The sequence below is a fragment of the Luteibacter aegosomatissinici genome (assembly GCF_023078495.1).
Taxonomy (GTDB): Bacteria; Pseudomonadota; Gammaproteobacteria; order Xanthomonadales; family Rhodanobacteraceae; genus Luteibacter; species Luteibacter aegosomatissinici.
Genome location: NZ_CP095742.1, coordinates 3,673,204 through 3,687,914, shown reverse-complemented (window position 1 = coordinate 3,687,914; position 14,711 = coordinate 3,673,204). Strand labels below are relative to the sequence as shown.

Here is a 14,711-nt window from a genome sequence, read left to right as displayed (position 1 = left end):
GGGGCGCAGTGAACGACAACGGACGCGGTACGGACCTGGCCGGCCTGCGGGTCATGGTCATCGATGACTCCAAAACCATCCGCCGTACGGCAGAAACCTTGTTGAAGAAGGAAGGCTGCGACGTGCTTACCGCCGTCGATGGCTTTGAGGCGCTGGCCAAGATCTCCGACCAGAAGCCCAATATCATCTTCGTCGACATCATGATGCCGCGCCTCGATGGTTATCAGACGTGCGCGCTTATCAAGAATAACGCCCAGTTCCGCGGCACGCCCGTGATCATGCTTTCCTCCAAGGATGGCCTGTTCGACAAGGCGCGTGGCCGTATCGTGGGCGCCGAGCAGTACCTCACCAAGCCGTTCACCCGCGACGAGCTCCTCGGCGCGATCCATCGCTATGCGACGGCCGGCTGACCGACCCTTTAAGTAAGCGTCCAGGGGGACGTGTGGCAAATATCCTCATCATTGACGACTCGCCCACCGACGTCCGCGTGTTCACCACGCTGCTCGAGAAGGCGGGTTTTTCCGTTTCCAGCGTCGATAACGCCGAAGCTGGCCTCGACCGCATTCGCGCGAGCAAGCCCGACCTGGTGATCATGGACGTGATCATGCCGGGCATGAACGGCTTCCAGGCCACGCGCACGCTCAGCCGCGACCCGGCCACGGCGGACGTGCCGGTCGTGATGATCACCACCAAATCGATGGAAACCGACCGCGTGTGGGGCCTGCGCCAGGGCGCCAAGGCTTTCATCACCAAGCCGGTGAACGAGAAGGAACTGCTCTCGACCATCGCCGATCTCTTGCCGAAGCAGAACTGAAGAAGGGCACGCCATGAGCGAGAACGCGGCACTGACGCCCTTTGAACTGCTCGCCCATTACGAACGCGCTTGCCTCGCGCACTCGGCGGGCACGCCTGAGCGGGTGGAAAACCTTGGCCTGTGGCGTGGCATCGGCTTTCGCGTCGGCCGCCGCGCCTTCGTGAGCGGCATCGACGAGATCAACGAACTGCTGGCGGTGCCGGCGCTCACCAACGTCCCGGGCACCCAGCCCTGGCTGATGGGCGTGGCCAATGTGCGTGGCAACCTGGTCCCGGCGATCGACCTGGGCCGTTTTCTTTTCGACGAACGTACACCGTCGTCGGAACGTACGCGTTTGCTGCTGGTACGCCAGCACGGTGGCACCGTGGGCTTGCTGGTCGATGAAGTGTTCGGCCAGCGCACCATGGATGAAGACCAGCGGGGCTCCGGCGGCGAGGAAGTGGATCCGCGCCTGGCGCGGTTCGTGACGGAAAACATCCAGCTGGGCGAGCAATCGTTCGGGCTGTTCAGCATGAACCGGTTGGTTCGTGCGCCGGACTTCCGGCAGGCGGCGCTTTAAGCGCCCAGTGTGGGGGACGGGACGGCCGGATGGCCCTCCCGCACAGGATAGGCGCCGGCCGGGAAACCGGTGGCGCAACGGGAACGAGGGGGTGGCCTTGTTGCAGGGTCACTCGTCTGCCGGGGGCTGCCAGAAGTCCCGGTCACCAGGTTTTGTTTGGGTGAGGTGGGTATGAGCACGACAACAGGGGGCGCAGGCCGTGAAGGTGGCTACACGATGGTTATCGTGTTCCTGCTGCTATCCATTGGCCTGGCATCGGTCGACTTCTGGCTGTTGAACAGCAAGAACGGCGAAGACCGCGAAGCGATCGCGCTGACGACGCAGGTGCAGGTGCTTTCGCAGCAGACCGCGAAGTACGCGCTCGAGGCCTCGGACGGAAACCGCGATTCGTTCCGCGAGCTTTCCGCCACGCGCAACACCATCGACTCCGCCGTGCAGCGCCTGGTCGCCGGCGATGAGAAGACCGGCATGCCGGCCTACGCCCAGCAAGCCGGCAGCACGGGCCGCGCCATCGGTGCGCTGGCGAACGCCTGGCACCAGCTCGATGCCGATATCGGCAAGATCCTTTCGAACAAGGAACTGGTGCTCGCCTCGGGTGAGCGCGCTGACTTGTTCTCCAAGCAGATGCCGCTGCTGAACGCGCGCACGGACGAAGTGCTCAACATCGTCCAGCAGAAGAACGCGTCGGTGGAGCAGACCTTCACCATCGCGCGCTGGATGCTCATGGCTGACCGCATGATCCGCCGCGTGCAGGAGATCCTGCAGGGTGGTGACGGTGCCCAGTCGGCGGCCGATGGCCTGTCCCGTGACGCCCAGCTTTACGGCTCGGTGCTCAAGGGCCTGCTGGAAGGCAACCCGGATGGTGGCGTCCGCGCCATCTCCGACGCCAATGCACACAAGATCCTGGCCGACATGCAGACCTCCTGGGGCGACCTGGTCGACCCGGTGGGCCAGCTGGTGACCGCCTCGCCGAACCTGCAGGACGTTAAGCGCGCAGGTAACCAGGCGTCGCTGGATTCGCAGACCGTGCTGCTGCGCGCAAACGAATCCGCGGACCAGATCGCCAAGCTACCCCTGACCCGCCTGTTCCCGAACGTGTGGGCCGGCTTGCTGGGCGCCATCGCCACGGTCGCCTTCGCCCTGGTCCTCGTCTTCAGCCTGGTGCGCGACCAGCGCCGCCGCCTGGAGACCACCAGCGACCTGAACCAGCGTAACCAGACCGCGATTATGCGGCTGCTGGACGAGATGGGCACGCTCGCCGAAGGCGACCTGACCATCAAGGCCACGGTGACCGAGGACATCACCGGCGCCATCGCCGACGCTATGAACTCCGCGGTGGACGAGATGCGCAATCTCGTTACCACCATTAACGAGACCGCCGTGCGCGTGTCCGCGGCAGCCCAGGAAACCCAGGCCACCGCCATGCACCTGGCCGACGCGGCCGAGCAGCAGGCGCAGCAGATCACCTCGGCAACCTCCGCGATTAACCAGATCGCCACCTCCATGGATACGGTGTCGAAGGATTCGGCCGAATCGGCGGACGTGGCCCAGCGCTCGGTGCAGATCGCATCGCGCGGTGCGGAAGTGGTGCGCGAAACGATCCAGGGCATGGATTCGATCCGTGACCAGATCCAGGAAACGTCGAAGCGAATCAAGCGGCTGGGTGAGTCGTCGCAGGAAATCGGCTCGATCGTGGAACTGATCAACGACATTGCCGAGCAGACCAACATCCTCGCGCTTAACGCCGCTATCCAGGCCGCATCGGCCGGTGAAGCGGGCCGCGGCTTCGCGGTGGTGGCGGACGAAGTGCAGCGCCTCGCCGAACGCTCGGCGAGCGCAACCAAGCGAATCGAAACGCTGGTGCAGACGATTCAGTCCGATACCAACGAAGCGGTGAGCTCGATGGAGCAGACCACTGCGGAAGTGGTGGCCGGTGCGCGCCTCGCGGAGGATGCGGGTACGGCACTGGGCGATATCGAACGCGTGTCGAACGACCTCTCGGCGCTGATTCAGAACATCTCCGCGGCGGCCCGTGAACAGTCGGCGGCCGCAACCGATACGTCGGCCACGATGAACGTCATCCAGGAGATCACTTCGCAGACGTCGCTGGGTGCCAGCCAGACGGCCGAATCGATCGGTAACCTGGCCCAGCTCGCGAACGACTTGCGCCTGTCCGTCGCGAACTTCAAGCTGCCGGGCTAATGCAGTGAGACTTCAAGACCATACCGATTTCACCACGCTGCACTGGGTCAAGGCGGAGCTCGATGACGCCTTGTCCAAGGCACGCCAGGCACTCGAGTCGTACGTCGAGGATTCGCGCGACAGCTACGTCATGCACACCTGTGCCGCGGACCTGCACCAGGTCCACGGCACGCTGCGCATGGTGGAGTTGTATGGCGCGGCCATGGTCGTGGGCGAAATGGAGCAACTGGTCGCGGCACTGATCAGTGACCGCGTGGCCAACCGCGACGAAGCCTACGCCGCGCTCATGCGCGGCATGATGCAGATGCCCGATTACCTCGAGCGCCTGCAGAGCGGCCACCGCGACGTTCCCATCGTGCTGTTGCCGCTGCTGAACGATCTGCGCGCCAGCCGCGGCGAGCAGTCACTCGACGAATCGGCACTGTTCACGCCCAACCTGGACGCTTCGCTGCCGCTGGGCGCCCCGGGCGCCGCCGATCCCGCGGTCGCCGAGGCCCATCGTGGCGAACTGCCTGAACTGCGCGCGCGCTTCCAGCAGCAGTTGCTTGCCTGGTTCCGTGGGCAGGGCAGTGATCGGCAGTTGCTTGGCATGCGTGGCACGCTCGATAGCATTGCCGCGCGCTGCTACACGATCGCCGGCCGCCGCCTGTGGTGGATCGCCGCTGGAGTGCTTGAAGGCCTCGAGCGCGGCGTGCTGCGCGCCCACGAGAAGGAAGTGCGGCAGCTGATTGGCCGCGTCGACCGTTCCATCCGTGAACTGGTGGATGGCGGCGAAGAAGCCATGCTGACGGGCGATTCGGATGAACTCGCCCGCAAGCTGCTCTATTACGTGGCCCAGGCCAAGCAGGGCAGCGAGCGGATCGAAGAACTCCGCCAGGCCTATCGCCTGGATGGTTTGCTGCCGCGCGCCGCCGAAGTCGAACATGCGCGCGGCTCCATGTCGGGCCATAACCGCGCCTTGCTTGATACGGTTTCGGCCGCGATCAAGGAAGACCTGCTTCGGGTAAAGGAATCGCTCGATCTGTTCCTGCGCCGCCCGGATGGTGATCCCGCACAGCTCGGCCCGCAGGCCGACGTGCTGGACCGCGTGGGCGATACGCTGGGCATGCTTGCCCTGGGCGTGCCGCGCCGCGTGGTCGGTGAACAGCGCCGGATCCTCGGCGAGATCGCCACCGGTGCGCGTGCGCCGGATGAAGAATCGTTGCTCGATGTGGCTGGCGCGCTGCTCTACGTGGAAGCGTCGCTGGACGATCACATCGAGCGCCTGGGTGCCGAAGGCGAAACGCCGATCTCGGAGAGCGGCCCGTCGCCGCTGCCGCGTAGCGAAGCCCGGCACATCCTGACCGCCCTCATGCGTGAGGCCACCGCGAACACCTCGAAGGTGAAGGACGCCATCGTCGCCTTCGTCGAGTCGCAGTGGAACCACGACCAGCTGGCCGGTACGCCCGAGCTGATGGCCGAGATTGGCGGCGCCATGCGCATGCTTGGCGCCCCGCGCCCGGGCGAGCTGGCCGATGGCATTGGCTTGTTCATCCATCGCGAACTGCTCGGCGATCGCCGTGTGCCCAATGGGGCGCAGATGGATCGCCTTGCCGATGCAGTGGCGGCGCTGGAGTACTACCTCGAGGCGGCCCGCGAACACCGCGGCGGCCTGGATCACATTCTTGATGTCACCCAGCAGAGCCTGGCCGAACTCGGCTACTGGCCTGTTCCGGTCGACGAGGATGGCGAAGCGCTGGGTAGCGAGGCACTCGACGATATCGAGGCCCAGGCCATCGAGCACATCGCCGTACCCTCGAGCAGCGAGGATGCCAGCGACGCGGTATCGAGCTTCGCCGATTCGTTCGATCTGGTGGACGAGCCGCCGGTTGCCGTGGAAGCGCCGGCTGCTGAAGCTGTCGCGGCCGATCCGGTACAGGCCGATGACGACTGGGTGGAGATCGAAGAAGAGATCGAGCAGGAGGTCGGTGGTGACGCCGGCGTATCCGATTTCGCTGGCTTCCAGATCACCGTCGATGGCATCGATGACGAGATCCGCGAGATCTTCCTGGAGGAAACCCAGGAAGAAATCGATAACCTGCGCAAGGCACTTGCCGCGTGGCTGGCCGATCCGGAACGACCGGATGCGCTGACGCCTATCCGCCGTTCGTTCCACACGCTGAAGGGGTCCGGCCGCCTCGTCGGCGCCCGCCTGCTGGGCGAGTTCGCCTGGAAGGTCGAGAACATGCTTAACCGCGTGCTCGACGGCACGATCGCGCCGCACGAAGGCGTGCAGGCGCTGGTGGGCCACGCCGTCGAAGCGCTGCCGCAGCTCAAGGCGGCGCTGGAAGGCGATACCCAGGTCACCGCACCGCTTGCCGCGATCATGGAGACCGCCGACCGCCTCGCCCTCGGCGACATGGCGTTCGTCGAGGACGTGGCGCGCAACGCTGTTCAGAAGGTCCGGACGAAGGTGAAGCGTCGCGTCCCGCGCGACACGATCGCCGCCGTGCCGACCGCCGCGTTCGCTGGCTATGGCCACGCGGCGCCGGTGGAGCACCCGGCGGTCGAGGAGCCGGTGTACGTGGCACCGCCACTTCCGCCGGTCGATGCCGTGCTGCTCGATATCCTGCGCACCGAAGTGGCGCAGTATCTCCATACCATTCGTGCCAACCTCGCCCGTGCGGGCGACGGCGAGCTGCCGGTGGATGATGGCCTGCTCCGCGCCGTGCACACCCTGCACGGTGCGATCGGCATGGTCGATATCCCCGTGCTGATCCAGGTGCTGGCACCGCTGGAAGGCTTGATCAAGCGTGTCCGTGCCAGCGGCGTACCGCTGCGCGCGGAAGGCGTCGATGCCCTGACCGATGCGGCCGACCTGGTCGACCACGTGATGGAGCTGTTCGATACCGAAGATCCGCGCGTGCCGGATGTGTCCGCCCTGGCGGCGCAGATCATCGCCCTGCGCGACGAGCAGCCGGAGGCCACGGTCGCTCATATCCTGTACGAGCCCGATCCGGTGCCGCTCGATGACGAACCTGTCCTCGACGTGGCCGCGGCGGACGCCCCCGAGGCTGACGCGCCGGTCCACGATGACCTCATCGTGGACGCACCGTCGTTCGTCGACGCCGAAGCCGAAGCCGAAGACCTTGCCGCCGACGAGTCCTTTGTGGACGAGCCGGTCCTCAACGAGTTCGTCGCCGAGGCGCCTGTTGCTGAAACGCCGGCGGCCGAAACGCCGGTCGTCGAGCCGCTGTCTGCCCTGGACGAAGCCGAACTCGAAGCCTTCATCAATGAAGAGGCCCGCTTCGACGCCGACGTTCGCGAAGCCGAGGCCCACCTCGCCACCGATGCCGCCGAGGCCGCGAGCCACGCTCACGATGAGCAGGTGCCTGCGGCGGCGAGCGGCGATTCGCTCGAGGCCGAGCTGGAAGCCATGTTGGCTGGCGAACTCGCTGACCTGGACGCCGCAACCGCGCCTGCCGTGAATGATGAGCAGCCGTCCGGGCCGTTCGCCGAGCCCGTGACCGAGGGCCTCGAGGCCGCGGAACCGACAGCATCCGAACTCGCGCCGATCGACCTGGTCGACAGCGAGCACGACCTGACGGCCGAACTGCTCGCATCGTTCGAAGGCTTTACTGTCGAGCCGCCTGTGGTCGACGTGAAGCCAATCGAGAAGTACGACCTGAACGAAGACGCCGCCTGGCGCGCCCTCGTCAATGAGGGTGCGACTGAAGCGTCGGCGGCGGATGAGATTCCGCAGCCGATGTCGCACGATGGCGATGTCCTCGACACCGACGACGGCATCCTGGCCGAAGAGCCGGTGGCGGAAGCTTTCGCCGAAGCCGAAGCCGAAGCCGAAGCCGAAGCCGAAGCCGAAGCCGAAGCCGAAGCCGAAGCCGAAGCCGAAGCGGATACCGCCGACACCACGGTCGACCAGGCCGAAGAACCTGGCCAGCCGTACGCCGACGAGCTCCCGGTCACCATCGAAGACCAGTCGCACGAGCCCGTTGCCGAGCCGGTGCACACGCCGGTGGAAGACGAAGCACCCGCCCTCGTGCCGGAGCTCTCGCCTTACGCGGATATCGACCCGGATCTCCTCGAAGTGTTCGTGGAGGAAGGCCGGGAGATCCTCGACCAGGCGGATACCTCGCTCGCCGCATGGCGCGTCGAACCGCAGCAGGGTGAGCACGTCGCCTCGTTGCAGCGCGACCTGCACACGCTGAAGGGCAGTGCCCGCATGGCCGGCCTCGCCATCGTGGGTGACTTCGCCCACGCCATGGAAGCGTTGCTTGATGCCGTCGCCGGCGGTCAGCGCGAGAGCGACAGCGCCGCCATCGAAGCGATGGAAAGCGGTTTCGATCGCCTGCATCGCATGATCGTGGCGATCGCGAAGCACCAGCCTATCTCGCTCAGCGAAGCCGATATCGAACCGTTCGCCCGCCTGGCAGGCGCGCCGATCGCGCCGGATACGTTGACGGCCGAGAACTATCGCGAAGAGCGCGAGGCCGCGACGCAGCCGGATACATGGTTGCCGCCGGCCCCGCAGCCCGAGCCGATCCCGGTGCTCGACCGCGTGCTGCCCGACCTGCTCCCGGAAATGGAAGAGGAAGAGCTCCAGCGCGCGTCGCAGGAGCAGATCCGCGTCCGCGCCGACATGCTCGATACGCTGGTGAACCACGCCGGCGAGGTGTCGATCTACCGCTCGCGCCTGGAACAGCAGACCGCCAGCTTCCGTTCGACCCTGACCGAGCACGAGCAGACGGTAAGCCGCCTGCGCAGCCAGCTGCGCATGCTGGAAATCGAAACGGAAACGCAGATCATCGCGCGTTACCACCAGGAGCATCGCGACAACGCGGCCGCGACGTTCGACCCGCTCGAACTCGACCGCTTCTCGCAGCTCCAGCAGTACTCGCGTGCGCTTGCCGAGTCCGTATCCGACCTTGTGTCGCTGCAGACCATGCTGGACGACCTGACCCGCCAGACCGAAACGCTGCTGCTGCAGCAGCAGAAGGTCAACGCGGAGCTGCAGGAAGGCCTGATGCAGACGCGCATGTTGCCGTTCGATGCGATGGTGCCAAACCTTCGCCGCACGCTGCGCCAGGCCGCCTCCGACGTGGGCAAGCGTGCCCAGCTGGTGGTGGAAGGTGCCAACGGCGAAATGGACCGCAACATGCTCGACCGCATCAAGGCGCCGTTCGAGCACATGCTGCGTAACGCGGTGGCCCACGGTATCGAAGCGCCGCAGGCGCGCGAAGCGGCCGGCAAGAACGCCGAAGGCACGGTGCGCATCCAGGTGGCTCGCGAAGCCACGGAAGTGGTCGTGCGCTTGTCCGATGACGGCGCCGGCATGGATCGTGATGCGATCCGTGAGAAGGCGATCGAGCGCGGCTTGCTGCGCCCGGATGCCCGCGTCTCCGACGACCAGATCTTCCAGCTCACCCAGGTTCCGGGCTTCTCCACGGCCGAGAAGGTCACGCAGGTGGCCGGCCGTGGCGTCGGCATGGATGTCGTAGCGAACGAGATCAAGCAGCTCGGCGGCACGCTGGCCATTGAATCGCAGCGTGGCACGGGCACCACTTTCGTGATGCGCCTGCCGTTCACGCTCGCGGTGACCCAGGCACTGATCGTGCGCATCGGCGAAACCAACTTCGCTATCCCGATGACCTCGGTGCATGGCGTGGCCAAGGTGGAACCGAACGAGTTGGCCCATCGCATGGCCGACGTCGACGCACAGTTCGAGTATGCCGGCGAGGATTACGCGATCCACGACCTGCCGCAGCTGCTTGGCGTGCACGTCATCGCATCGCCCGATGAGGGTGACATCCCGCTGCTGCTCGCCCGCTCGGGTGACCTGCGCGCTGCCATCCGCGTGGATGCGGTGCTCGGCTCGCGCGAAATCGTGGTCAAGCCAGTCGGCCCGCAGGTCAGCTCCGTGCCGGGTATCCTCGGTGCCACCATCATGGGTGATGGCTCGGTGCTGATGATTCTCGACCTGGCGCCGCTGGTCCGCCACGGCGTGGCCCGCCAGGCGTTCGAAGCCGAAGCAGCCATCCCGCAGGCCCCGCGCAAGCAGGACGAAGTGCGCGTCAAGCCGCTGGTGATGGTGGTGGACGATTCGATCACGATGCGCAAGGTGACCGGCCGCGTCCTGGAGCGCCACGAGTTCGAAGTGATGACAGCGAAAGACGGCGTGGATGCGCTTGAAAAGCTCAATGAGCGCGTGCCCGACCTGATGTTGCTCGATATCGAGATGCCGCGCATGGACGGTTACGAGCTCGCCACCGCCATGAAGGCCGACGAGCGCCTGGCCGGCGTGCCCATCATCATGATCACGTCGCGTACGGGCGATAAGCACCGCCAGCGCGCGTTCGATATCGGCGTCGATCGCTATATCGGCAAGCCCTACCAGGAGAACGACCTGGTGGTGCAGATCAACGATGTGCTCGGAGTCACCCATGGTTGAACACGAGCCGTCGGTCGCGCTGCTTTTCGATGACGCGGGCCTGTCGGCCCACCTGCGTGACGCCCTCGTCGCGCAGGGTGCGCGGATTGTCTACGAATCGGATCTAAAGGCGTTCGCTCCTGCCGAACTGGTGGGGTCGTCAGCCGACGTGGTCGTGGTCGACCTGGATGACCCGAGTGATTCCGATCTCGATCGTCTCTACGAGACGGTCGAGGGTGGCCATCCGCGGCTGGTCTTCAACGATGCCGATGCCAGCCGCGATCTCGCGGGTTGGGATCGCGCCCGTTGGGCGCGGCACCTCGCGGCCAAGCTGGTCGGCGGCTCGCCGCTGGATCCACCGCGTCCTGAGGAGGCCCGGGCTATCGAGCCGCGCGTCGCCGCGATCGCCAGCGAACCCGCACCGGCCGAAGAAGTCCTTGCCGAACCGATCACCGATGAGCTTTCGATCACGGGCGTCCACGGGTATCCCGATGCGCCGTCGCCCGTAGAAGCGGCCGAACCATTCCCGGCTTCGCTTGAGCCGCTATCGCTTGGCGATGACGAACTCGCCTTCTCCACGCCGCTCACCGATGCGTCGGATGAGGAGAACGGCGTGGGTCCGGAGGACCTGGCCGCAGAACTCGAGGCCGTCCTGGCCGAGACGGGCGCCGCGGAAGTGCAGGGCACCGATGGCATCGATGACCTGCCGTCGCTACCGCTCGAACTCACCGACCTGGCGTCGCTCGATCTGTCCGGCTTTGAGGTGGTCGATGAATCGCCGGCCCCGACGCCGCCGGTTGAGCACGAATTCGACGCCAGCCAGTTCAGCCTGGCATCCGAGGATGAGCCGTCGGCCGTGGCATCGTCCACGAACGATGATTCGCCCGCGTTGGAGATCACCTCACGCTCCACGCAGTACGTGCCGCCGCCGGTTCCGGAATGGGACCTGGTGGACCATGACACGATCGTGGCGGAATCCGCCCCATCAGCCAATCCTGCCGAGTTTGGCATCGAGACGATGAGCGCGGCCGAGTATCTCGCCCAGGATGTCGTGGATGACGGCAGCGTTGCGATCGAGGCAGGCCTGAAACTTGAGTTGGTGTCGCTGGAAGAGGCCATCGCGCCGAGCACCGATGGCAAGTTCATGCACGAAATGATCCTGGAGACGACCTCGCGGGCAGTCCGTCGCGTGGTCGCGCTCGCCGGCACCGTGGAGAGCGAGGACGCCATCCGGTTGTTCCTGGCGGCCATGCCCGGCAGGTTGCCGGCAACCCTACTCGTGGTGGCGCATCACGCCGACGACACCGCCGCGTTTGCGCAGCGGCTGGGCCGCGGCCGGGTCGCGACCGACGGGGTGCCCACCAATCATGGCGAAGTGCTTGTCGTGCCACGTGGCGCCCACGTCCAGATCCGCCGCGACGGCAGTGTCACGGTGCGCGACGACGGTAGTGCGTTCAATGCAGCCGGTCCGTCGATCGACGGGATCTTCAGCACCCTGGCCGGTGGCTTCGGTGCCGATGCCCTCGCCATCGTGTTCGCAGGCCGCGGCAATGATGCGGTCGCCGGTGCCCAGGCGGTCTATGACGGCGGCGGGCGCGTCTGGGTCCAGGCGGTCGCGCCCGAAGACGAGCGCGGACACATGGTCACCGGTATCCGTGAGGAGCGCGTGGCCGGCTACGCAGGCGATGTCGCCGCGCTGGCCAGGAAATTGAACGAGGAATTCCCATGAGCGAGCCGTTACCGCGCGAAATCCGCTGCGTCCTGATCCCCAGCGGTGGCGTACGCCTGCTGCTGCCCAATGCCGCCGTGGCCGAAGTCATCACCCTGACGGGTGTGGAAGCCCTCGCCGATGCCCCGGAATGGCTCGCTGGCCGTATCGAGTGGCGTGGCTGGCAGATTCCCCTGGTCAGTTTCGATCACGTTGCCCGCTTGCCAGACGATGCCGCACCGCAGGCTCCTCGCGTGGCGGTGCTCAAGGCGATCGGCAACCGGGCGGATATGCCCTATATCGCCGTGCTGACCCATGGCTTCCCCCGCCTGACCACCCTTAACGCCGAGCTGCTGCTGCCCACCCACGACGGCCACGACCTGCCGTTCGGGGTTCGCGCCCGGGTGCTGGTGCGCGACGATACGGCCGTGATCCCGGACCTGGAAGGTATCGAGGCGACCCTGGTAGAGATGCAGGAAGCCGCCTGACCCGGCACCCAGCTGTAGGAGCCCACCCTGTGGGCGACATCTTTTCGCGCCAGGGGCTCAGGCCCTCGTGGCCTCCCGCGAAAGACGTCGCCCACAGGGTGGGCTCCAACGGTTTTGCAAATAGGGCTTGACGCGTAATTGAGAATCATTATCATCAACTCCGCACCCTCACTTGCGGAGAGTAAGCCATGTTGATGAGAAGCCTTCCCCTGAACGAAGCCGCCGGCCGCGACAAGGTCGTCCCGCTGCGCGCGGTTGCCACGCCGGCTCGCCGTGTTGAAAGCAAGAACCTCCTCGATGGTTCTCGCGAGCTCGTCATCGAGCACCAGGGCGCCGAGTACCACCTGCGCCTGACGCGCAACGACAAGCTCATCCTCACCAAGTAATCCCAGGTTCCATCTCCCCGACGCCGAGCCACGCGGGTCTCCCCTCGCCGCCAGCCAGGCATCTTTTTCCAGGCCGTCACCGGGAGACGCCTCATGTTCGGTTGGCTCGCATCCTTTGGCGTGCAGCAGCGCGCCCGCAATGGCTCCACCACCCGCTGGCTTGCGGTTCCCCCGCGAACGCTGGTGGAAGGCCTTGGACAGTTGGGCGGGGTCCTTTTCCTCGCCCCGCGCCCCATCATCTGCCCGGCCAACGTGGTCCCGCCGGCCGGTTGCCTGGTGGAAAACGCGGAGTTGGCCCCCCTCATGTCCACCCACTATGTGGGCCTGACGTGCGCGATCACGGCCGAGGGCCCACGCGAATGGCTGGATTGCGTCAGCGGGGAAGGGGATACGCTCGCACGTATCTATCTCCTGCCCGATACCGACTACCTCGCGTGGGATGGCCTGTTCGCCGATGCCACCCCCATCGACGCGCCGCAACGACGCGCCCCGGATCGCGAATGGCTGCGCGCCTGCCGCGCGCGTGTCCTCAGCTTCCAGCGTCGCCGCCTCGTCGGCTTTGATGTCCTGGGTGCGCGCGAGGTTTCCATTTCCGTGCTCGGCCGCGGCGTCGCGCGCGATATCGCCGTCTCCGAATCGGTAGCCATCACCGGCTGAACCTGTCGCGCGCTCCTACAGTGACCACGGCACGAGTGGTCACTGTCCGGACACCTGTCCGCGGACACCCCTCCTGTGCGGACATGCGCTTCTAACTCTCTGAAATAAAGCTATTTCCCCAGTTGGCACGCGGCTTGCTGAAGACACCAGCAAGTTCATCAGGGAAACAGCCATGATCCGAGATACCGCCGCGCAGGACCGCCTCGTCGAGGTTCGTCCCAACCGCCACCGCAAACTGCTCATCGCCGGTGGCGGATTGGCTGTGTTGGTGGCGCTCGGCTTCTCCATCCCCAAGATCACCACGATGTTCTCCGCCGATACCTCGGTAAGTGCATCGCGCCTGTCGTTCGGCACCGTGACCCGCGGCGCCTTCGTTCGCGACATCGCCGCGGAAGGCAAGGTTGTCGCCGCAGTCAGCCCTACGCTTTACGCACCGTACGGCGGCGCCGTGGTCATGCAGGTACACGCCGGCGACGTGGTGAAGAAGGGTCAGGTCCTCGCGATCGTCACCAGCCCGGAACTCACCAACAAGCTCGCCCAGGAACAATCCGCCGCCGATGCGATGGAAGTGGAGTACCTGCGGGCCAAGGTGGACGCCACGAAGAAGCGCGCGGAGCTGCAAAAGGCATTCGATAACGCCGTCGTGGACCAGACAGCCGCCGAGCGCGACCTTAAGCGGTACCAGGGCGCGTTCGACAAGGGCGCCGTCTCGAACTTTGATGTCGACAAGGCCAAGTCCACGCTCGACAAGGCGGCGATCACGCAGAAGCACGCCCAGTCGGACATGACGATCGATAACAGCAGCCTGACCTTCGAAATCCAGTCCAAGAAGCTCGCACACGATCGCCAGGAGTTGCTGGTCAAGGATCTGCAACGCCAGGTCGAGGACCTCAATGTGAAGTCACCGGTCGATGGCCAGGTCGGCCAGCTGTTTATCGCCGAGCGCGCCACGGTGGCGAAGGATGCCCAGCTGGTGAGCGTGATCGACCTGACCGCGCTCGAAGTCGAAATGAAAGTACCTGAGAGCTTCGCCCGCGACCTCGCGATTGGCATGCCGGGCGAAATCACCGGTAACGGCAAGGAATGGAAGGGCAAGGTCAGCGCCATCTCACCCGAAGTGGTGAACGGTGAAGTCGCTGCACGGCTGCGCTTCGATGGCCAGTCCCCGCAGCAGCTGCGCCAGAGCCAGCGCCTTTCGGTGCGCATCCTGCTCGATAGCCGCGCCAATGTGCTTACCGTGCAGCGCGGCTCGTTCGTCGATGAAAGTGCAGGCCGCTATGCCTACGTCGTCAATGACGGCATGGCCGATCGTCGTGACATCCGTGTCGGTGCCAGCAGCATCGACAAGGTCGAAATCCTGGACGGCCTGAAGGAAGGCGACAAGATCGTCATCTCCGGCGCCGACACCTTCGGTGACGCCAAGCACGTCGCCATCGCCCGCTGACCGCCCAACCTTTTCCAACGAGGGATATG

The 14,711-nt window shown here is 65.7% G+C and carries 10 protein-coding genes; all 10 read left to right on the top strand.

All coding sequences use genetic code 11. The annotated features are described in order from the left end of the window. Nucleotides 1-53: 53 nt before the first annotated feature. Nucleotides 54-410, top strand: coding sequence for a twitching motility response regulator PilG (gene pilG, locus L2Y97_RS16570; protein WP_045831092.1), 357 nt, complete (start codon nt 54-56; stop codon nt 408-410). Nucleotides 411-442: 32 nt separating this feature from the next. Further along, complete coding sequence (locus L2Y97_RS16565; protein WP_139984296.1) at nt 443-814, top strand: response regulator; 372 nt, start codon at nt 443-445, stop codon at nt 812-814. 13 nt (nt 815-827) lie between these two features. Beyond that, nucleotides 828-1,373 carry a chemotaxis protein CheW gene (locus L2Y97_RS16560; RefSeq protein WP_247428743.1) on the top strand — a complete coding sequence of 182 codons (546 nt, stop codon included), beginning with the start codon at nt 828-830 and terminating at the stop codon, nt 1,371-1,373. A 171-nt stretch (nt 1,374-1,544) separates the two neighbouring features. Next, entirely contained in the window at nt 1,545-3,575 is a 2,031-nt protein-coding gene (locus tag L2Y97_RS16555; RefSeq protein WP_425492776.1) for a methyl-accepting chemotaxis protein, read from the top strand. A gap of 4 nt (nt 3,576-3,579) precedes the next feature. Next, nucleotides 3,580-10,020 carry an Hpt domain-containing protein gene (locus L2Y97_RS16550; protein ID WP_247428740.1) on the top strand — a complete coding sequence of 2,147 codons (6,441 nt, stop codon included), beginning with the start codon at nt 3,580-3,582 and terminating at the stop codon, nt 10,018-10,020. Then, nucleotides 10,013-11,728 (top strand): chemotaxis protein CheB, encoded by a 1,716-nt coding sequence (locus L2Y97_RS16545; protein WP_247428737.1) that lies wholly within the window; start codon nt 10,013-10,015, stop codon nt 11,726-11,728. Before L2Y97_RS16550 ends, L2Y97_RS16545 begins: the two co-directional genes overlap by 8 nt. Then, nucleotides 11,725-12,195, top strand: a complete 471-nt coding sequence (locus tag L2Y97_RS16540; RefSeq protein WP_247428735.1) for a chemotaxis protein CheW — start codon at nt 11,725-11,727, stop codon at nt 12,193-12,195. Before L2Y97_RS16545 ends, L2Y97_RS16540 begins: the two co-directional genes overlap by 4 nt. A gap of 188 nt (nt 12,196-12,383) precedes the next feature. Next, nucleotides 12,384-12,581 carry a hemin uptake protein HemP gene (gene hemP, locus L2Y97_RS16535; RefSeq protein ID WP_247428733.1) on the top strand — a complete coding sequence of 66 codons (198 nt, stop codon included), beginning with the start codon at nt 12,384-12,386 and terminating at the stop codon, nt 12,579-12,581. 93 nt (nt 12,582-12,674) lie between these two features. After that, on the top strand, nt 12,675-13,238 hold the full coding sequence (locus tag L2Y97_RS16530) for a hypothetical protein (protein WP_247428730.1): 564 nt from the start codon (nt 12,675-12,677) through the stop codon (nt 13,236-13,238). 172 nt (nt 13,239-13,410) lie between these two features. Beyond that, complete coding sequence (locus L2Y97_RS16525) at nt 13,411-14,682, top strand: efflux RND transporter periplasmic adaptor subunit (protein WP_247428728.1); 1,272 nt, start codon at nt 13,411-13,413, stop codon at nt 14,680-14,682. Nucleotides 14,683-14,711: the final 29 nt, after the last annotated feature.

Excerpts from the sequence above, each read along its gene's own strand:
- pilG (WP_045831092.1), top strand. The coding sequence starts at position 54 with ATGGTCATCGATGACTCCAAAACCATCCGCCGTACGGCAGAAACCTTG.
- L2Y97_RS16545 (WP_247428737.1), top strand. The coding sequence starts at position 10,013 with ATGGTTGAACACGAGCCGTCGGTCGCGCTGCTTTTCGATGACGCGGGC.
- L2Y97_RS16555 (WP_425492776.1), top strand. The coding sequence starts at position 1,545 with ATGAGCACGACAACAGGGGGCGCAGGCCGTGAAGGTGGCTACACGATG.
- L2Y97_RS16530 (WP_247428730.1), top strand. The coding sequence starts at position 12,675 with ATGTTCGGTTGGCTCGCATCCTTTGGCGTGCAGCAGCGCGCCCGCAAT.
- L2Y97_RS16540 (WP_247428735.1), top strand. The coding sequence starts at position 11,725 with ATGAGCGAGCCGTTACCGCGCGAAATCCGCTGCGTCCTGATCCCCAGC.
- hemP (WP_247428733.1), top strand. The coding sequence starts at position 12,384 with ATGTTGATGAGAAGCCTTCCCCTGAACGAAGCCGCCGGCCGCGACAAG.
- L2Y97_RS16525 (WP_247428728.1), top strand. The coding sequence starts at position 13,411 with ATGATCCGAGATACCGCCGCGCAGGACCGCCTCGTCGAGGTTCGTCCC.
- L2Y97_RS16560 (WP_247428743.1), top strand. The coding sequence starts at position 828 with ATGAGCGAGAACGCGGCACTGACGCCCTTTGAACTGCTCGCCCATTAC.